The 18,085-nt window shown below is 61.0% G+C and carries 19 protein-coding genes; 9 read left to right on the top strand and 10 right to left on the bottom strand.

Annotated features, from left to right (window positions below):
* Positions 1 to 5: 5 nt before the first annotated feature.
* Complete coding sequence (locus CAER_RS0105955) at positions 6 to 659, bottom strand: hypothetical protein (protein ID WP_154667724.1); 654 nt, start codon at positions 657 to 659, stop codon at positions 6 to 8.
* A 21-nt stretch (positions 660 to 680) separates the two neighbouring features.
* On the opposite strand from CAER_RS0105955, the gene CAER_RS0105950 reads away from it, so the two are divergent.
* Positions 681 to 1,391, top strand: coding sequence for a hypothetical protein (locus tag CAER_RS0105950; RefSeq protein WP_154667723.1), 711 nt, complete (start codon positions 681 to 683; stop codon positions 1,389 to 1,391).
* 59 nt (positions 1,392 to 1,450) lie between these two features.
* Here the strand turns inward: CAER_RS0105950 and CAER_RS0105945 are convergent, their stop codons facing one another.
* Complete coding sequence (locus CAER_RS0105945) at positions 1,451 to 2,392, bottom strand: sigma-70 family RNA polymerase sigma factor (RefSeq protein ID WP_154667722.1); 942 nt, start codon at positions 2,390 to 2,392, stop codon at positions 1,451 to 1,453.
* Positions 2,393 to 2,424: 32 nt separating this feature from the next.
* Between CAER_RS0105945 and CAER_RS0105940 the strand changes: the two genes are divergently transcribed.
* Complete coding sequence (locus tag CAER_RS0105940) at positions 2,425 to 3,330, top strand: flagellar motor protein MotB (protein WP_027234485.1); 906 nt, start codon at positions 2,425 to 2,427, stop codon at positions 3,328 to 3,330.
* 68 nt (positions 3,331 to 3,398) lie between these two features.
* Here CAER_RS0105940 and CAER_RS0105935 read toward each other — a convergent pair whose 3' ends face one another.
* From CAER_RS0105935 to CAER_RS0105910, 5 genes are read right to left on the bottom strand one after another with little or no spacing between them, the layout of a single operon-like run.
* On the bottom strand, positions 3,399 to 3,842 hold the full coding sequence (locus tag CAER_RS0105935; RefSeq protein WP_154667721.1) for a hypothetical protein: 444 nt from the start codon (positions 3,840 to 3,842) through the stop codon (positions 3,399 to 3,401).
* Positions 3,843 to 3,856: 14 nt separating this feature from the next.
* On the bottom strand, positions 3,857 to 4,624 hold the full coding sequence (gene flgH, locus CAER_RS0105930; RefSeq protein WP_051357728.1) for a flagellar basal body L-ring protein FlgH: 768 nt from the start codon (positions 4,622 to 4,624) through the stop codon (positions 3,857 to 3,859).
* 52 nt (positions 4,625 to 4,676) lie between these two features.
* Positions 4,677 to 5,372: a flagellar basal body P-ring formation chaperone FlgA gene (gene flgA / locus CAER_RS27650; protein ID WP_051357727.1), complete on the bottom strand. Its 696-nt coding sequence runs from the start codon at positions 5,370 to 5,372 to the stop codon at positions 4,677 to 4,679.
* Positions 5,372 to 6,154, bottom strand: a complete 783-nt coding sequence (flgG, locus tag CAER_RS0105915) for a flagellar basal-body rod protein FlgG (protein ID WP_027234482.1) — start codon at positions 6,152 to 6,154, stop codon at positions 5,372 to 5,374. The genes flgA and flgG overlap by 1 nt, the downstream gene beginning before the upstream one ends.
* A 44-nt stretch (positions 6,155 to 6,198) precedes the next feature.
* Positions 6,199 to 6,939, bottom strand: a complete 741-nt coding sequence (locus tag CAER_RS0105910; RefSeq protein WP_027234481.1) for a flagellar hook-basal body complex protein — start codon at positions 6,937 to 6,939, stop codon at positions 6,199 to 6,201.
* Between the two features lie 251 nt (positions 6,940 to 7,190).
* Between CAER_RS0105910 and CAER_RS0105905 the strand changes: the two genes are divergently transcribed.
* The 4 genes from CAER_RS0105905 to CAER_RS0105890 all read left to right on the top strand — a co-directional run bounded on the left by CAER_RS0105905 (position 7,191) and on the right by CAER_RS0105890 (position 12,542).
* Entirely contained in the window at positions 7,191 to 8,867 is a 1,677-nt protein-coding gene (locus tag CAER_RS0105905) for a tetratricopeptide repeat protein (RefSeq protein WP_209320194.1), read from the top strand.
* Between the two features lie 62 nt (positions 8,868 to 8,929).
* Entirely contained in the window at positions 8,930 to 10,219 is a 1,290-nt protein-coding gene (locus tag CAER_RS0105900) for a flagellar hook protein FlgE (RefSeq protein WP_027234479.1), read from the top strand.
* A 12-nt stretch (positions 10,220 to 10,231) separates the two neighbouring features.
* A complete protein-coding gene (flgK, locus tag CAER_RS0105895) occupies positions 10,232 to 11,629 on the top strand; it encodes a flagellar hook-associated protein FlgK (RefSeq protein WP_084299457.1) in 1,398 nt (465 codons plus the stop codon).
* 13 nt (positions 11,630 to 11,642) lie between these two features.
* Positions 11,643 to 12,542 carry a flagellin N-terminal helical domain-containing protein gene (locus tag CAER_RS0105890; protein WP_027234477.1) on the top strand — a complete coding sequence of 300 codons (900 nt, stop codon included), beginning with the start codon at positions 11,643 to 11,645 and terminating at the stop codon, positions 12,540 to 12,542.
* Between the two features lie 78 nt (positions 12,543 to 12,620).
* On the opposite strand, the gene CAER_RS29665 is transcribed toward CAER_RS0105890, so the two are convergent.
* Entirely contained in the window at positions 12,621 to 13,526 is a 906-nt protein-coding gene (locus CAER_RS29665; RefSeq protein WP_209320193.1) for a hypothetical protein, read from the bottom strand.
* Positions 13,527 to 13,915: 389 nt separating this feature from the next.
* Positions 13,916 to 14,869, bottom strand: coding sequence for a hypothetical protein (locus CAER_RS0105880; protein WP_027234475.1), 954 nt, complete (start codon positions 14,867 to 14,869; stop codon positions 13,916 to 13,918).
* A gap of 97 nt (positions 14,870 to 14,966) precedes the next feature.
* Here CAER_RS0105880 and motA point away from each other — a divergent pair, with 97 nt between their 5' ends.
* Both motA and CAER_RS0105870 read left to right on the top strand, forming a co-directional pair.
* A complete protein-coding gene (gene motA / locus CAER_RS0105875; protein ID WP_322786332.1) occupies positions 14,967 to 15,869 on the top strand; it encodes a flagellar motor stator protein MotA in 903 nt (300 codons plus the stop codon).
* Positions 15,869 to 16,291 carry a flagellar FliJ family protein gene (locus CAER_RS0105870; RefSeq protein ID WP_027234473.1) on the top strand — a complete coding sequence of 141 codons (423 nt, stop codon included), beginning with the start codon at positions 15,869 to 15,871 and terminating at the stop codon, positions 16,289 to 16,291. The genes motA and CAER_RS0105870 overlap by 1 nt, the downstream gene beginning before the upstream one ends.
* Before the next feature lie 4 nt (positions 16,292 to 16,295).
* Here CAER_RS0105870 and CAER_RS0105865 read toward each other — a convergent pair whose 3' ends face one another.
* Entirely contained in the window at positions 16,296 to 17,675 is a 1,380-nt protein-coding gene (locus CAER_RS0105865) for a FliI/YscN family ATPase (protein ID WP_036796919.1), read from the bottom strand.
* Between the two features lie 70 nt (positions 17,676 to 17,745).
* Between CAER_RS0105865 and CAER_RS0105860 the strand changes: the two genes are divergently transcribed.
* The gene (locus CAER_RS0105860; protein WP_027234471.1) at positions 17,746 to 18,084 is read left to right on the top strand and encodes a flagellar basal body rod protein FlgB; all 339 of its coding nucleotides are present in this window, start codon (positions 17,746 to 17,748) and stop codon (positions 18,082 to 18,084) included.
* Position 18,085: the final 1 nt, after the last annotated feature.

The raw sequence follows: 18,085 nt of genomic DNA, 5'->3' as shown, positions 1-18,085 counted from the left end.
CCCCCTTATGTCAGGATGTTAAGTCCGCCCGCGGACCGGGCCTGGCTGCGCGGCGCATTATCGTCTGGCCCGGAATTGTCCAGGCTCTCCGCCCGGTCCGGGCCTTCGCTTGAGCCGTCAGCGGTGCGCGGCGTCTGACCCTGCTGCTGGCCTTGGCCGCCCCGCCCGGTGCCGGGCTGGAAGAGGTCCATGTTGAGAGACCCCCCGCTGTTGCCTCCGGAAGGCTGGAAGAGATGGGAAATCGCGCTCCGCTCATTGCGCATTGCCTCCAGCACCAGAGGGTTCTGAACGCGCATATCCACTTCAAGGCGGCCATCGGCCGCCCGATCCACCGAAATCTCGATGACGCCCATGCCGTGCGGCTTCAGCCGGATCGTTGCGGTGCCTGTCTCAGTGGGAATTTGGACCAGCTGATCAACGACCTGGCGCACGATTGGGGAATTGGGCTGGGGTGCCGGTTGCGGGGCTTCCGGGCTCATTGCCGTCTGCACGGCCGCAAGCCGCATCTGCTGGGGAAGAATGGTCGTATCCTGCAACTGGGGGCCGGAGGCAGCGGCGGATGCGGCTTGCAGGGATTGTAACGGCTTCGCCGCTCCCGCGGTTCGCACCTCTACAATCTCCCGCTCCGGCGCGCTGCCCTTGCCGCCCGCATCATCCACCATCCGGTCAAAGGATGACGGTTGGGCGGCACCAGCAGTCAGGGCGCGCTGGCCGACCGCATCAGGGCTCTTGGCCGGGGCCTGAAGGCCAGCCTCAATGGCCGCATTGCCGGGGCCGGATACGGCCTGGGCTTGGCCGGGCTGCGACGCATTATGCACCTCAGATGCCCCGGCTGCAGCAGGCACAGATCCGGCCTGGACCGGTACAACCTCTTCTGCCCCGGTATCTTGCACAGCTGCAGCCTCAGCCAAGCCAGCCTCATGGTCCTGAGCAGGTTCAACCGGCCGCACATTCAAAGACTGAACGTCATGGGCAACAACGGGCGCCGCCGCATCCGCATCGGGGATAACGGCGGCTTCGCGATCATCCCCGACCGCAATCACCGCCTCAGCCGGTTCGGCCACCGCTTCTGGACTGAAGGGGACGGACACGGGAATATCCTCACCGCGAGCAGCGTCTTCGACTGCCTCAATAGGCTCGCCCTGCGGCAATGGATCATTTCGCGCAGTGAGCGCTTGCTCTATGCCGCCGGCAGATGCCGCCTCCGGTTCCGGAAGTTCCGATCCGCCTGCATTGCCGGCCGGGAGGTCTTCGGGCTGGGGGAGCTCTTCAGGTGGCGCCTTCTGATCATCCGGCACGCCATCCCCGTCCGGGCGCTTCTCGTCCTGTGCGACCGGCAGGGGGTCTGTATCCGATGCGGCGTTGAGGACACGTTCAAACCCGCTCGATGAGGCGGCTGGTGCGGTTTGCGCAGGCGCATTGTGCGGCATCGTGAGGAAGGGGACTTGCATCAATACTCCGCATTCATGAAATCGGCGGTCACGCCGCGCTTGAGCAGATAATTTTTCATCCGGGCCATGGCTCGGCTTTCGATTTTTCGCATCTTCGCCACCGACATGTCAAGTTTGGCAGCGAGCTCGTCCACAGGCCCGTCTTCGGACAGCCGGTTGAAGATGATTTCGGCTTCAACAGGTGTCAGCGCTTCCCCGGCCAGATCGAGCACCTTCCGGATGCCCGACTGGATCTCGTCCTTGACCATGGACGTTTCAGCCGTAACCGCTGTCGAGGACGCGGTCACCTCATGCAGGTCGTCGATGTCGGTAACATAGCGCGCCTCGAAGACCAGGGCGGCTTCATCCTCATCCATCTGGCCAGCTTTCGCAGTCCGCAGCCGGTTTTCCGGAATATCTACAATCCTGCTTGGAAACGCTGCCTCCTGCGCCATCGCGGAGCGGATGAATTTGACCGCATAGGCGAAGAACGGAACATCAGGTGCAGGCTCGTATTTGCGCAAGGCCTTGATCATGGCCTCCGTGCCAGCGGAAACCAGGTCATCACGTTCATTCTGAGATCGTGTCCGGCGCCGTGCCATGGCCTGAATCTTGGAGAGGTTCTTGTCCACGATGCGGTTTAGGGCCAATGGATTCCGGCTCCGTTTCCAGTCGCGTATCCAGCCCTGCTCGTCATCCACATCTTCATTGAAGCCAATCGTGGTGCTGTCCAGCATATGTATTCCCAAATTCCACCGCAGGGCCGGGAAAATCCGGATTTCCGGATAATCATTCGCGGACGCCGCGTCATTGGAGGTATTCCAGAAGGCAGGCAACCGCTTCCTTCGCATTTTTCCCAGCCCAGCAGCGGGGCGATGGAGAGAGTGCAGCATTTTTTCTTTTTTCACAAGTCCCTGAGCGGTAGAGTTACCATCGAAAGTCCATTTTTCACAAATGGACACCGCAATATCCTCACTTGGAAAGACAGAGCAACATGTCCCCGAAACACGACAATCATGCCGTCATCATCAAGCGTCCCAAGAAAGTGAAGAAAGGACATCATGGCGGGAACTGGAAGGTGGCCTATGCGGACTTCATGACGGCCCTGATGGCCTTCTTTCTGCTGCTCTGGATTCTGTCCGGATCCAATGAGGAGCAGCTGCGCGGCCTTGCGGACTTCTTCACGCCTTCAGAGATCCCCCTCGTGGAGATCAATGGCATCGGCATGGAGATCAAAGCGGTTCAGCAGCCTCAGAGCGAACTGACCCCTGAGGCGGATTCTGCCCCGACAGGCCCGGATCAGATCGGCCTTGAGGACACAGACACTGCCGAGGCCCGATCCGGAGCCGTAAACCCTTGGCTGCAGCTCGACAAGGAGACCACAACGCCCGAAGAAAAGGGTGGAGCCACTCTGTCTGAACAGCTTGAAGCCACCAGGGACCGCATCAATGAAAGCTTCGAGGAAAGCCCTGAGCTTGCGGCTCTCTCTGAGAACCTGATGGTATCCCTGAAGGAGAACGGCATGATCGTCGAGATCGTGGATCTCGGCGACCGGCCGATGTTCCGCACTGGCAGCGCAGATCCGAGCGAAGCCCTGCTGTCCATCCTGGGGCAGCTCGCTCCGGCGATTTCCGAACTCCCCCTGGAGATCCGCATTACCGGCCATACGGACGCCCGACCCTTCCGCAGCGGCAGCAACTACGGGAACTGGGAGCTGTCCGCCGATCGGGCCAATGCAATGCGCCGGGCCATGCTCTCCAAGGGAATTGCTGCAGGGCGTATCATGAGCGTGGCCGGGGTTGCCGCGGTTGATCCCCTGATAGAGGCGGATCCGGAAGATGCCCGCAATCGCCGCGTGACGATTGAACTGACCGCGCCAGCATCGGCCCAGGCCGAGTAAATCCGGCGCTCATGTCCCAAGCGCCACGCCCGGTTGTCCGGGCGTGGCGCTGCCTTTCCGGGTATCAGTCAGATACCTGTCCGGTAGAGAACTGCGTTCTCCAAAGTCAGCGACCCGAGACCGGCTTGCGGCGCCAGCTGGCCCACAGCCCGTCCGAATGCCTCCATGACATCCTGGCTCTGCCGCACAATCGGCAAGGCGCCGGCCTGGACAGCAATCTTCAGTGCCGCATCCCGCAGCGCTGGCCGGTCCGGCGCGACCCCGGCCTTCTGGACCAGAATTCGAGCATCGAACGTCGCGGTCCCATGACCTGGAATATTGGCGGCAATTTCCTCGACGACGACGGTCTCCAACGGCTCGGCCTCTGCAGCGGGCGTGAAGATCTTGGCTGCGGCCTCAGTCCCCAGCGCGAAGCCGGTTCCAGCGCAGACCGCCAAAAACAGGGCGATCACCGAACGCCTTGGTGCTGGTGGCACATCTTCACCGGTTGCCTTGAAAAATATGCGGCGCATAGGCTCCTCTCTCGTTAGTAGGGCAGAACGACGTCGAGCATGTCTTCGCCGTAACGCGGGGTCTGAACACGGGAAATCTGGCCTTTCCCGCCATAGGAAATCCGGGCTTCCGCGATTTTCTCGTAAGGAATGGCATTGCTCATATCGACATCGACCGGACGGATGATCCCGGCAACGCGCAGCTCGCGCAGCTCGTTGTTCACCTTCACCTCCTGGCGCCCCGCGATGACCAGATTGCCGTTTGTGAGGCGGCGGATGATCATCACGGCAACCTTGAGGCTGATTTTCTCGTTGCGGGCAATGCTGCCCTGGCCTCGGGACGTGCTGGCCGAAGACAGATCAACGATCGAGCCTGATGGCAGTTCGCCAGGATCGATGCCCGGGAGCACCGCATCGAGCTTGCTGCCGTACCCGAGGAATGTCGATCCATCGATTTCATTGCCGGACGAGCGCGAGCGGCGGGACTGGTTTTCCAGCTCAGCCTCATCGTCGATGTCGATCATCACCGTAAGAATGTCACCCACCCTTGCGGCGCGATGGTCACCAAAAAATCCTGTGGATCCGGTCTGCCACAGGGAGGAGGCTTCAGCCCGCTGCGGGGTCCGGACCGGCTCGGGATCAGGCATCGGCACATGCACGATGCTGGCTTCCGGCATGGTCTGGTCATCCAGGCCGATCCCGGACAGCTGAGGGTTCCGGTTTTCGGAGTAATTGGTGCAGGCGCCAAGAACCAGGCCGGCACACACGAGAATTTTCACATTCTGGAGAGACTTCTGTCGCATTGGGGTTCTTCTTTCGGAATGTTTCGCATCAGACGGTTTCACAGAGCTGCCGTCACCGCCCGTCCACCTGAACGACGCCATCTGAGATGACCTCCGCCGTCAGGGTGGCATTTGATTTCAAATTGACGATCCGGACTTCTTCGCCCTTGGCGCCATCTTCGAGCGCCTTGCCGGGCGCGCTGAGGTTCAGCCCTCCGTCCGAGAGCACAATCGTCACCGCATCTCCGCGATTGACGATCCGGGGCTCGGTCACAGACCCCTCGATCACCGGGCGCCCCTGCAGGAGGATCCGGCGTGTCTCCTTGCCGATCAGCTGTTCAGGATTGCGCAGAGACCCGGACGGAAGGGCCATCATGGCGATTTCGGTCATGCGGAGATCGTTCTCCGCCAGAATGACCCCGGCCGGGATGCGCCTCACAGGCACATAGGCCGGAACCGCAATGACGGCCTGACCGCGGAAACCGGTGCTGCTGCCGTCGGCCTCAATCAGCCGTGCGGCAAACATGCCGGAGCGCGGATCGTAGGAAAAATCCTTGAGCGTCATGCCGCTGTCCGGCAGACCCTTGGGCAGCCGGAGTTCAATCCGCCCGTCCTGCGGAATCTCCTGGCCGCTGGCCATCAGCAGCTGCTCCTCGACCAGAGTGGCAACTGCCGATCCCGCAAGCAGGTCTTCAGCCGCATGGAGCGCAGCGCCAGCAAGAAGCGACAGCCCCGCCAGCGCGCCGGTGAAAAAGGTCCGCGCGCTCATTAGCGGATCTGGTTTGCGGTCTGCATCATTTCATCAGCGGCCTTCAGCGCCTTCGCGCCCATCTCGTATGTCCGCTGCGCCGTGATGAGGTCCGTCATTTGCTTGATCGGGTCGACATTCGACCTTTCCAGGTAGCCCTGGCGGATGATGCCGGCGGAGTCCTCACCCGGATTTCCGATCATCGGTTCCCCGGATGCAGCAGTCTCCAGCATCAGGTTGTTGCCCGCCGGTTTGAGGCCCGCCTCGTTGATGAAGGTCGCCAGCGTGATCTGGCCGATCTCTTCGGGCTCTACCGCATCGGACGTGTAGGCCAGCACCAGGCCGCTCTGGGTGATTTCAATCTCAGTGGTGTTGTCCGGCACCACCATGGCAGGCTCCAGAAGATAGCCCTCCAGAGTCACGATTTCGCCTTCAGGGGAAAGTTGAAGGCTGCCCGCCCGGCTGTAGGCATTGGTGCCATCCGGCCTTGTGACGACGAAATACCCTTCACCATCGATCGCAAGATCGAGCTGGTTGTCGGTTTGGTCGAGACCGCCCTGCGTATGGAGGCGGACCACGCCGGTGGCGCGCACGCCGAGCCCGACATCGACCCCGACCGGCCGCACAGTGCCGTCCGCATTGGGCGCGCCTTCACGCTCCATGGTCTGATAAATCAGGTCAGCAAAAGCTGCCCGCCCCGCCTTGAAGGCGGTCGTGTTGGCATTGGCGATGTTGTTGGCAATCACATCGACATTGACTTGCTGGGCCTGCATGCCCGTTGCAGCGATACCAAGTGTCCTCATGTCAATCTCCGTTTCAATTCTGTTTTTCGCATATTCTGGCTGTTTTACTTCGGCGCCAGGCGGCTCAGGGTTTGCTTGCGCAGGTCATCGGCCGCATTGGCGAGGTTCATCGCGGCCTCATACTGACGCTGGAAGGAAATCATCCTGGTCATCTCGGTGACAGGATTGACGTTGGATTTCTCCACGAACCCCTGAGACATGCGGGGCTCAATGACGGGCACAAGATCCACAACCCCGTCCCGCGGCGCCATCATGCCACCGCCCAGCTGCGTCCAATGCCTGCTGTCAGGCGCCTGGAACACGCCGATGCGGGCAATTTCGCCGCCCCGCTCATCAGTGATTGTTCCGTTTTGCGCAATCTCCACCTGGCCAGAGCCCGGCGGAATGTTGATGGGCGCACCGCCCTCATCCAGAACCATGTCGCCGGATGGCGACACCAGGTCTCCCTGGGCGGTGAGGATAAAGCTGCCCGCCCGTCCAAGAGCTGTCTGACCGCCCTGGGTCACAAAGCCGAACCATCCGTCGCCGGTGATCGCCACATCCAGCGGGTTGGAGGTTTGCTGCAACGCACCCTCGTCCATGCTGGTGTAGGTGCCGCGGTCGATCGCATAGGACATCTCCCGCATATCGCTGTCGGCGCCGGTGTCGACGACAAGGCTTTCAAACATCGCCGCTGAGGCTCGGAAGCCGTCCGTGTTCGCATTGGCAATGTTGTTTGAGCTGATATCTGTTGCGCGCTGCAGCAGCGCAGCCCGCGAAATCGCAACGTAGCCTATATTGTCCATATTCCCCGCAGGTCCGTGAGGTGTTGATAATGGCCGGTTTCTGGTTGATCCGGGCCAGCGCGATAGACTATACATGATCTTGTTTTTTCGCATAACCCCAGAAATGCGAAAATCAAATAGCCTCGAAGCAGAAGGTATCGATGATTTTGCATCTCCCCTCAGTCTCTCGCGCGCCCTCACAGGCCCGTAAGCTTGCCGGGTGTGCAGCCCTCGCCTCCCTGGCCCTGATCGGGAACGGTGCATCCGCGGAGGTGTCCGTCTATGCAGGCGGCGCAGTCCCGCTGCACACGCCGGCCGCCATTGAGGCCCGCCTTGATCTGGGCACACGTCTGGACGGTACAGGCTTTGCAGCCGCCCGCGCCGGACTGGACGAGATATACACATCCGCGCCCGCAAACCTGCGCAGTTCGGCCGCGCTGGATTATGCCAGCTTCCTGATTTCCTGGATGATGCTGCCTGAAGCCGCCAGTTTCATTGAGGCGGCGCAGCACGATGGCGCCGCCAACGGTCGCACTGATCCGCGTGCTGAAGCGTATCTTGGCATGATCCGGCTGCTCGCTGATGCACCCCCGCCGCCAAACGGCTCCCCTGTGCCCGAGGCCGTCAGGAATGATCCGGTCTGGTCCGTCATCGCCGATATCCAGTCAGGCGAGGAGGTCACCAAGGCCAGGATCCGGACTGCGGCTGCGGGCCTGACCGATCACAGCCGGTTTGTATCCGGCCGCCTGGCGCCCCATCTCTTCAAAGCCGCCATGGACGCATCCGATTGGGATCTTGCCCGCAAGATCCTGAATGCAGCGCAGTCTGGCACTGACCTTGAGGGGACATCGCAGATGCTCCTCATGCGCGGCCAGCTGGCGCGCGCGGAAGGTCAGCAGCAGATGGCCTTCGACTTCTTTGCCTGGGCGGCAGAGCATCAGGACCGCGCAGCCGCAGAGGCGCGGATCGAGCTGGCCGAACTGGCCCTGCAAAACTCCGAGCGGTCCGTTCATGAACGGGTCAGGGACCTTCTGGCAGAGGGGCTGCCAAAGTGGCGGGGCGACAGTCTTGCGCTGAAAATGCGGGCGCAGCTTGCACGGGTTTCGGAAGACCTCGGGGATGCGGAGACCGCCGTCATGACAATGGCGCTCATTGAGGCCGATCATCCTGGCACCCCGGAAGCGGAGCTGGCGGAGCGGCGCATCAAGGTCATCCTGAACCTCCTTGGGGATGCGATAGCCCTCGAGGCCATGGGGATCAGCGAAGCGGTGGCGACCGTGCGGCGGATTGAGCCTTACATGGCGGCTCACACGGAGCGCGCAGCAGTGCGCGGCGCCCTTGCGCACCGCCTTGAAGCCGCAGGACTGACCGTGGCGGCACGCGCAGAGTTCACGGACATCTGGGACAGCCTGCTGGCCAGTGAGCGGGATCAGATTGCTCCGAACCTCTTTGACCGTCTGGTTCTTGAGCAGGCAAAACGGCTTGTGCGCCAAGGTACCCCCGGGGCGGCTCTCGGTCTTCTGCGGCTGCGGCCGGACCGCCGGGTGGCCAGCCTGGATGCCGACTACGCCAAAGTGGTCCTGGAGGCCGGCGGCGTGCCTGATGCGCGCGGCGAAAGCGCCGAACTTATTTCACTGGAAATCGCCCGCAGCGCGCTTCGTGAAGGGCGGGATACCATGGCCCTGGCTGCCATGAAGTCTGCCGGACGCCTTCCTGCCCCGGAGGGCATCGCCGCAACCCGCCTGGCCGCTGAGCAGGGCCAGACCGCAGTTGAAGAGTACCTTGAAGGTGTCCCTTCGGCGAAGCGCGGTCATGTTGAGCAGCTCGCCGGAATGAGGGCCGCGGACCCGCCGCCGATCACGCCCCTCTCAACGGGCACGGCGCAACACATCCTGCGAAGCGCTGGCACCTCTCTCGATGCCGCAACCGCGCTGACCGCGCAGAACTGACAACCACTCGCAAGAACCCGGCAGGCGCAAATCTGCCAGACTACTCCGAAAGGGAACACTACATGTCCATCCAGAACGCAATGCAGGCAGGTGTGGCAGGCCTCAGGGTCAACTCCAAGGCCGTCGCCAATATCTCCAGCAATATCGCGAACTCCGGCACCATCGGCTACAAGCGGAGCTTCACGCAGATGGTCAGCCAGGTCGTCGGGGATTCCGGTTCCGTGAGCGGCGTCAGCCGTAAGGATGTCGAGACCGGCGGCCCGATTATCTCCTCGAGCTCAGCCACCGATCTGGCCATTGATGGCGACGGCTTCTTCGTGGTCATGAAGGATCCCAACAGCACTGACCAGTCCAATTTCATGCTGACCCGGGCAGGCTCATTCGAAGTCGACAAGAACGGCTACCTCGTGAACTCCGCCGGCTACTACCTGGCGGGCTATTCCTACGATGACACCGGCAGCATCCCGGGCGTTGACCGCAACACGTTCAATTCGCTGGGCGCCGTGAAGGCGGGCGCGGCCTCGCTGACGGCTGAAGCCTCCGCCGCGGGGTCGATCAGCGGCAACCTCCCTTCGAGCCTCACCGGCACGGGCGTTGCCCAGGACCCCTTCATCTCCAGCATGACCTACTTCACCGCGCTGGGTGAACAGGAAGGCCTGACCTTCTCCTGGACGCCTGACACCGCTGTCGACAACGCCTGGAGCGTTGAGGTCGCCGGCAGTGACGGCACCGTCTATGGCACGGTCGATGTAACCTTCTCGGATTCAGGCCCCACGGCCGGCGCACCAGCATCCTATGCCTTCACCGCGGATCCCGGCCTCGCGGCGCCTGCCGCCTTTGCGGTCGACGCAAACGGCAACATGACCATCACCGTCAACAATGGCACCGCGCCTCAGGTCCTGGACATCGCCCTGGGCGCAGTGGGCAGCCATGACGGGATCACCCAGTTCGACGGCGACTATGAGCCCCAGAAGATCACCGTGGACGGCTCCTCGACGGCCGCTCTTGAGAAAACCGAGATCGACAAGGAAGGCAATATTGTCGGGGTCTTCGACAACGGCAAGCGCCGCTCCCTCTATCAGATCCCGGTCGCGACCGTGGACAATCCCGCGGCGATGGACGCTGTGACCGGGAATGCTTACACGCTGACGCTGGGGTCTGGTGATGCGGTCATGAACGTTGCCGGCTCCGGCGCGGGCACCGTTGAGTCCGGCGCAACCGAAGCCTCCAATGTGGACATCGCGCAGGAGATGACTGACCTGATCCAGGTTCAGCGGGCCTATTCCTCGAATGCGAAAATCATCACGACCTCTGATGAGATGCTGCAGGAAGTGAACAACCTCAAACGCTGAAGGTAATCTGAAATGGGACTTTCTTCTGCATTGAACATTGCGCGGTCCGGCCTCACCGTGGCCGCGCAGCAGACCGACCTCATCTCGCGCAATATCGCCAATTCCAAGACCGAAGGCGTCAGCCGCAAATGGGCTGAGCTGGAAACGACCGCTACCGGCGGCGTTCAGGTCACCTCTGTCGAGCGCAGCGTCGACAGCCTGTTGCAGCGGCTTGACCGGACCAACGGGTCGAAGATTGCGCATAACGCGACCGTTTCGGATGGGCTCAAGGCCTACACCGATTTCCTCGGCCAGCCGCGCGATGAAACATCCCCTGCGGCGATGATGGCAGAGTTTCATGATGCCATTGTGAGCCTGTCGGCAATGCCGGGCGAAGAAGCCTCGCAGATCCAGGCCGTCACTAAGGCCAAAAAGCTGGCGGAAGGGCTGAACAGCCTTTCCGGAACGCTTTCCGACATCGGCCAGGAAGTCGAGCGCAATATCCGCTATGACGTTGCCAGCGCTAACGAGGCGCTGGAAAACATCGCGATCCTCAACCAGAAAATCCTGCGGTCCGATGCCGGTTCGTCCGCTCAGGCGGAATACCGCGACAAGCTGGACCAGCTCCTGAACGACGTGTCGGGCTACATGGACATCCAGACGGTCACCTCGGATGATGGCGCGGTCAATGTCTACACCGGATCCGGGACCGAGCTGGTGGTGGGCAGGAAATCGGCAGCCATCACCTATGATCCGATCGCCGGAACACTCTCGGCGGGGAACGTCGATATCACCCCCGGCTCAAACGGCCGCGGCATTTCTCAGGGCAGCCTCGGCGGACTGTTTGGTCTGAAGACCGGCCACCTTCCGAAACTTTCGGAGCAGCTGGATGCTCTGGCTGGCGCCCTGATTACCGGAATGGAAACCGCAAACCCCTTCGGCACCGGCGGCACGGGCCTTTTCACGGATGCCGGCGCGGCATTCGATGCGACCGCCATCAGCGGCCTGGCTGGCCGGATAACGGTGAATGCCGAAGCGGACAGCACCGTGGGTGGTGACCCAAGCCTCCTGCAGAGCGGCGGCATCGCCACGACACCCTCTGGTGACGCCTCCTTCGTCACAGCGATGCTCGATGCCTTTGGCCAGACGATCACCGTGGATCCGGCCGGGCTCGGGGACACGCTGACCCTGTCGGACATGGCCCCCGCGCTGGTGTCCCAGCAGCAATCCCTGCGCGCCAATGCGGAAGCCTCCACGCTGACCGCAAAGTCGGCGGGCGAAACGATCTCCGCCTCCCGGGCGAATTTCGAAGGGGTGAATATCGACGACGAGATGCAGAAGCTCCTGGTGGTCGAACAAAGCTACCGCGCCAATGCGCGCGTCATGACGTCCATCAGCGAAATGATGGACACCCTCCTCCAGGCCTTCTGATAAAGGACACCCGATGACGATCTCGACAATCTCGACCACCCAGCAGTCCAACAACATGCGGCTGATCATTGCCCGCCAGAACGAGGAACTGGCCAAACTTACCATGGAGTCGTCAACCGGCTTCAAAAAGGATGTCTACGCGGAAAACCCGGGCTCCGCCACGCAGAGCCTGAAAATGCGTTCCCTGATGGCCAGCACGGAATCCTTCCAGACCTCCAACAAGCTCCTGGAGGGCAAACTGGAGACCGCCTATGACACCCTGTCGAATGCGACGGCGGTGGCCCGGGACTTCCAGGACCTTTCCCTTGCCGGCGAGATCACCTCGATGAACCGTTCAGAATACCGCCAGCAGGCCGAGGATACCCTTCACCGGATGGTGTCCGCCCTCAACACGACCTACGGCGGTGAGTTCCTGTTCTCGGGTCTGGAGACCGGCCAGAAGCCATTGGAAATCAATGCCGCGGGGACCGGCGTGACCTACCTCGGCGACACCACCGGCAAGCTTTCAGCCCGGATCGATGGCACCACGGACCTCAATTATGGCATCCGCGCTGATGATCCGGCCATCACGGATGTCTTTGATGCGCTCAACACTGTCCTGTCGACCAACCTCGACGCGCTCTCGGACACGGACTTCGAGATCCTGCGTGACAACGTCACCGGCCTGATGAACCAGGGCATCACCGGCATGACCTCCTTGGCCGCGGATCTCGGCAACAACCAAGCCATTCTGGAGAACAAGATCACCGACCAGGCGTCGCTCCTGAAGATCTACAACAATGCGGTGGCGGATGTTGAGGTAGCGGAGCCGGAAGAAACCGCCCTGCGCCTCAAGCAGCTGATGAACCAGCTCGAGGTCAGCTACCAGGTGACCTCGAGGATCTCCGGCATGAGCCTGCTGAACTACCTCTGATCCGCAGGCCCTGATTATGGAAACGCCCCGCTTGTGCGGGGCGTTCATTTTGGGAACGGGCCTAGCTCTCAACACTGGTCAGTTAGAAGGCTCTAGGGGAATGGAATACAAGTTGTTTTTAGCTGTCCAGAAAAGCATGCCATCGTCAACTGCAACGGATACACCACCTTCAAAGCCGCCCCGATTCACCACAGACGGCTCCTCCTCAAAACATGCGCCTCGCTGAATAAGGTCGCCCCCCATTTGCCAGAAAATGTTACCAGCACTGGCAGATAGACCATCTATGTCGGAGTAGTTTTGCTCATTCAACTGCACTGCCTTTAAAGGCTGAGACAGTTCACTGACATGGAGATATCCCTTCTGATCCAGCCAATAGATCATACCACCATCCACTGAGAACTTGGTGTTCTGGTGCCAGCCGCCCCGATCCAAGATCTTAGCCTGCGCTTTCGCTGCTAGGTTTCCATAAAAAATATCGCCATCTCTGATCCAGTATACAACATCATTTTCCACGGATATGGATGTCACACCTTTCCATCCTCCGCGGTCAATTTCTTCAGCGACCAGCGTTCCATCATACCTTGAACGAAATAAGCTATCACCTGAGATCCAGTAAATAAAACCGTTGTCGGCCGCAATTACAACGCCTGGACCCCAACCATTTCTGTCCAAGATCCGAACTCCCTCAGATGCCCTTACCGTGCAACTGACAACAGCTTCGGAAGCTCGGTTTGACTGATTGCTTAGTGAGTCAAAGCTGGCCTCATGCCTTACAATGAGTTCGGCCCCATTTTTGATCGCATTGTGATATAACTCATGCCCCTCGACGCAGATTTCAAAGGCCTCCACCACAGTTGAAGCTGTTGATGACGAGAGTTTCCCGGATAAGATGGCCTCGAGTATGCCCGCGACTGTGGCGGCAGCTTTGCAATCGTCTTTTATCTTGACCACGGCATTTGGACTGCTTCCAAGAGGCACCCTCATAGTCAAGCTCACCCGATGGTTTTCGAAAATAAGCGAGTTCGCAGTGCAAAGCTTGCCGACGCCAACGTCAAGAATCTTGTCGCAGCGCAATTTGGTGTCTGGCCCTCCCCAAGACACAACCGTAACCGTTCGCTCATTTCCAGCCAGCCCCATGCTTCCGATTAAGGCACATGTAACACCAACGAAAGCGAAACCCCTGACACACACCATTGGCCAACCCCACAAAAACACGCCGTTAAGTAAAGCACAACAAACAAGGGCAGTCAAAACGCACCCCACGCCCTTTATTCATTTTGCTCTTCAAAACCCGCTTGCCTGATTGACAATAATCAACATCCCGAATTGTGGTGATAGGCCTCTTCGGGGTTCAGTTTCGGGACCGGCACCTTTTACTTAAACAGCTCGCTGCGCAGCGCGCTCACGGTGCTGCCGGGTTCCTGAGCTTCCTTCAACTCATCGATAGCCCAGGCCCAGAAGAAGGATAGCGTCAGCAGGACATAGCCAGCCATCAGCAGCATGCTCCTGTTGGGCTTGGCGCGCACCGGAGCGCGTGCGGCGAACACGAAGGACACACGCTCGCCCGTGATGGACACCACCGGTTCGGCCGGGGCGCCGGATCCGGCCAGGCGGCCGCAAACGATATCCCGCGGCAACCGGATGCAAGAGGCCAGGACGCCCTCCGGCGCAACAAGGCCAAGCGGCAGGGCAAATCCGGTTCCGTCCGAACGCACCAGGATCTCACTGGAGGGGCACTCGGCCTCAGCTCCGCCGCCCGGGAACCGCAACAGCGCATCCCCATTCTCTGGCAGCTCGAATGCGGCCTCAGACATGCCACCGGGGAGCGCCTGGCGCTCCAGATAGGGGACGTAGCCTTGAGCCTCGGCCGTGGCGGTGGTTTCCGGATTTTCCGGAGCTGCTTCCTCCGCGGTTTCCTGTTCCGTCTCCGGGGCGTCAGGGGCGACGGGGAAGCTGATACCCATGTCACGCGCAAAGCGAAAATTGACCGCGAAATTGTCAGCCTCATCCAGCAGGTCGTCATTTGCCGCGATCCGGGCTTCGATATCGTGCAGCAGCGCCTGGTCGCCCGCGAAGTTGTGAGCGGCTGGCGGGAACCCCTCTGTGGCAGGGTGGACGCCGATTGCGCTGAAATCCTGCTCCCCGCTGCTGCCAAGGCGGGCCAGGACGTCCTCGACGCTTTCGCTCTCGTGCCACGGATAAATCCGGTCCGGCTCGCCGTGCCGGACGGCATATGCCAAGCCGATGTCGGCAGGCCAGTCGGGGTGCGCCCCGAACTCGGACCGTTCGAAAATTCTGATGAACGATGTCTGCGGCAAGAGCTCCAACTGACTGTCTCCAAGGTATCCTGTGTAATATGCGAAAATCTATTTGTAATCACATATTTCTGCAAGCTCCATCTTTTGCGAAAAACTGAATTGAAGTATGTTCCTCGCAATTGAGATTTTGGAGACTACCACCATGCTGATCCCCTTGGGGCTGCTCGTTGTGCTCGGGCTTGTGTTCGGCGGCTTCACGCTGTCGGGCGGCAACTTTGACGTTCTTTTGCATGCGCTTCCTTTCGAGGGAATGATGATCGCAGGGGCATCTATCGGAGCGCTGATCGTGTCCAGTGACATGGCCAGCCTCAAACTGACCGCTGGCGGTCTGAAGCGTGCCTTTACCGGCCCGCGCTGGAACGCAAAAGACTACCGTGACCTGCTGATGCTTCTGTTTGAGCTTACCCGGATGCAGCGTACTGCCTCACCCGTGGATATGGAGCAGCACATCGAGAACCCGCAAAGCTCTTCGATCTTCGGCAAATATCCGAAGATCCTGAAAGACACCTCCACCACGCTGCTGATCTGCGACGCTTTCCGGATGGTGACGCTGAATTTCGACAACCCCCACCAGATGGAAGATGTGATCGAAAAGCGGATCGAAACCAACCTGGAGGAACGGATGATTGCCGGTCACGCCATCACATCGATGGCAGATGGCCTGCCGGCGATCGGTATCGTAGCCGCGGTCCTTGGCGTGATCAAAACGATGTCGTCCGTCGACAAGCCGCCAGAGGTTCTGGGCGTGATGATCGGCGGCGCGCTGGTCGGCACCTTCCTCGGGGTTTTCCTGGCCTATTGCGTCGTGCAGCCCGTGGCTGAGCGCATCAAGGCGATCGAGGAGACGGATTACACCTTCTCCAAAGTCATCCGCGACATCGTGGTCGCCATGACGCAGCAGCATCCGCCGAACATGTGTGTGGAAATCGGCCGGGGCAACATCCCTGAACGGTTGCGCCCCACCTTCAACGAGGTCGACGAGCTGCAGCGCACCATCGCCCGCGGCTGATGGCAGACCGCAAGAAGACATATGCCCTCCTCGCGCGCCTCCATAAGCAGGAAATGGAGGCGCAATCCGTTGTGCTGTCATCCATGCAGGACGAAGCTGACAGGCTCACCCGGGAACGGTCGGCCTTGGAGGAAAGCAGGCGCGCTGGCGCCTCGGTCACCATGATCGAGGCGATGCCATACCGGGGCCGCTTCCTGAATGCGGTCCGCCAGGAAAACCAGCGCCTGTCCGGCCTGATCGCTGATGCTGAAAACAAAATCGGCGTCCAGCGTGACAAGGTGCTGAACGCCTACCGGGAACTGCGCAGCGCTGAACAGCTTGACGGCAGCATCAAGGCCGTCCAGGCGGAAGCAGAGCAGGAAGCCGCTCAGGCCGATGCTGACGAAATGGTTCTGCTCCGGCGCCCGGCCGCATACCTCTAGGCCCCTATCCGGCCGCCGCAGCCGCCGGATTGACCTGTTCCGGAAGCTCGACCTCAACACCCGCATCCGCCAGGAGGCCGTACAGGACCGCGAAGGCTTCCTCGCTGCTCTGCGGATCCCGGGTCCCTTGCCCCAGAAAGTCATCCGCCAGGCTGGCAAAGCGGATTGCCGCATCTGTTGCCGGATCAGAACCGGCACGGTAAGCGCCGATCCGGGCGAGATCCTCAACATCCGCATGACGCGCCAGCGCGCGGCGCGCGGCATTCATGATCGCGCGCTCGATCGGCACATGGCATCCGGGCAGCGACCGTGAAACGGACTTTGCGACGTTGATGGCAGGGTATCTGCCGTTCTCCGCAATCTTGCGGTCCAGCACGACATGCCCGTCAAGGATGCCGCGCACCGTATCAGCGACCGGCTCATTCATATTGTCGCCATCCACCAGCACGGTATAGAGCGCGGTGATGTCCCCGCCCCCCTTTCGCACCGAGCCCGGCCCGGACCTTTCAAGGAGGCGTGGCAGCTCGGTGAAGACGGTTGGCGTGTAGCCGCGGGTCGCCGGCGGCTCTCCCGCAGCCAGCCCGATTTCACGCTGCGCGGTCGCGAAGCGGGTTACGCTGTCGAGCATCAGCAGCACCTGCTTACCCTGATCGCGGTAGAACTCCGCAATGGATGTCGCCGTCAATGCCGCCTGGCGGCGCATCAGCGGCGGCTGATCCGATGTGGCCACAACGATGCATGAGCGCGCCATGCCTTCCGGGCCCAGATCGCGGGTGATGAAGTCCTGAACTTCCCGGCCGCGCTCCCCGATCAGGCCCATCACGATCACATCGGCATTCGTTTGCCGGGCGAGCATGGCCATGAGGGTGGATTTGCCAACGCCGGAACCGGCGAAGATGCCCAGGCGCTGTCCGCGGCAGATCGGCGTGAAGATGTCGATCGCCCGAATGCCGGTCTCCAGCTTTGCACCCATGACCCGCCGGTCAAATGCTTCAGGCGGCGCGCTGCGCAGCGGATATGCACAGGGGCCATCCGGCAGCGCAATCCCGTCGAGAGGTTCACCGAAAGCATCAACGACCCGCCCGATCCATTCCGAGCCGGGGAAGATATCCCCGCCGCCCGGCTGCAGCTCAACCTGGTCGCCGCGGCCAATGCCATCCCAGGTCCCGAACGGCAGCAGCCGGATGCCCTCAGGGCTCGTTGCCACAATCTCCGCCCGGATCCGGCCAGCAACAAGCGCCGCATCACCGATTTTCGCAGTTTCGCCGAGTCCGGATGCGGTCAGGCCAAGACCTCCAACGCTGGTCACCTTGCCGCTGACAGCAGGACCGGACAGCTTGCGCAGGCTGCTGCGCATTTGCGAAAATTTTGTTGGTCGTTCCATAAGCAGGGTTCCATTCCGGGATCGAGCCGGTGTATAAAAACTCCTGATTAGATTTTTCGCAAGGACAAACATGGCCGATACGCCGACTTCCTGGCTGCAGACAGCAAGCCAGAGGATGACCTGGCTTGCCGAACGGCAGAAGGTCATTGCAGAAAACATCGCCAATGCGGACACCCCCGGCTACAACGCCCGGGATGTCGAGAGTTTCGACGATTATCTGGGCAAAGCGCCTGGAAGCGCCGTTTCCGTGGATTATGCGAAAAGCGAATGGGGCCGTTCCCTGGACGGCAACGGCGTGATCCTCGAGGAGCAGTCCATTCTCGCGGCATCGGTCTCCGGCCAATACCGCCTCGCTTCCAAGCTCTACAGCAAAGCCCACCAGATGATCGCCACGGTCAACGGGAAGTAAG

The organism is Leisingera caerulea DSM 24564 (assembly GCF_000473325.1).
Taxonomy (GTDB): Bacteria; Pseudomonadota; Alphaproteobacteria; order Rhodobacterales; family Rhodobacteraceae; genus Leisingera; species Leisingera caerulea.
Note: the sequence above shows the minus strand (reverse complement) of the source record. Positions and strands in the feature narration are given on the sequence as shown.

Excerpts from the sequence above, each read along its gene's own strand:
- CAER_RS0105940 (WP_027234485.1), top strand. The coding sequence starts at position 2,425 with ATGTCCCCGAAACACGACAATCATGCCGTCATCATCAAGCGTCCCAAG.
- CAER_RS0105935 (WP_154667721.1), bottom strand. The coding sequence starts at position 3,842 with ATGCGCCGCATATTTTTCAAGGCAACCGGTGAAGATGTGCCACCAGCA.
- flgH (WP_051357728.1), bottom strand. The coding sequence starts at position 4,624 with ATGCGACAGAAGTCTCTCCAGAATGTGAAAATTCTCGTGTGTGCCGGC.
- flgA (WP_051357727.1), bottom strand. The coding sequence starts at position 5,372 with ATGAGCGCGCGGACCTTTTTCACCGGCGCGCTGGCGGGGCTGTCGCTT.
- flgG (WP_027234482.1), bottom strand. The coding sequence starts at position 6,154 with ATGAGGACACTTGGTATCGCTGCAACGGGCATGCAGGCCCAGCAAGTC.
- CAER_RS0105910 (WP_027234481.1), bottom strand. The coding sequence starts at position 6,939 with ATGGACAATATAGGCTACGTTGCGATTTCGCGGGCTGCGCTGCTGCAG.
- CAER_RS0105900 (WP_027234479.1), top strand. The coding sequence starts at position 8,930 with ATGTCCATCCAGAACGCAATGCAGGCAGGTGTGGCAGGCCTCAGGGTC.
- flgK (WP_084299457.1), top strand. The coding sequence starts at position 10,232 with ATGGGACTTTCTTCTGCATTGAACATTGCGCGGTCCGGCCTCACCGTG.
- CAER_RS0105890 (WP_027234477.1), top strand. The coding sequence starts at position 11,643 with ATGACGATCTCGACAATCTCGACCACCCAGCAGTCCAACAACATGCGG.
- CAER_RS29665 (WP_209320193.1), bottom strand. The coding sequence starts at position 13,526 with ATGAGGGTGCCTCTTGGAAGCAGTCCAAATGCCGTGGTCAAGATAAAA.
- motA (WP_322786332.1), top strand. The coding sequence starts at position 14,967 with ATGTTCCTCGCAATTGAGATTTTGGAGACTACCACCATGCTGATCCCC.
- CAER_RS0105870 (WP_027234473.1), top strand. The coding sequence starts at position 15,869 with ATGGCAGACCGCAAGAAGACATATGCCCTCCTCGCGCGCCTCCATAAG.
- CAER_RS0105865 (WP_036796919.1), bottom strand. The coding sequence starts at position 17,675 with ATGGAACGACCAACAAAATTTTCGCAAATGCGCAGCAGCCTGCGCAAG.
- CAER_RS0105860 (WP_027234471.1), top strand. The coding sequence starts at position 17,746 with ATGGCCGATACGCCGACTTCCTGGCTGCAGACAGCAAGCCAGAGGATG.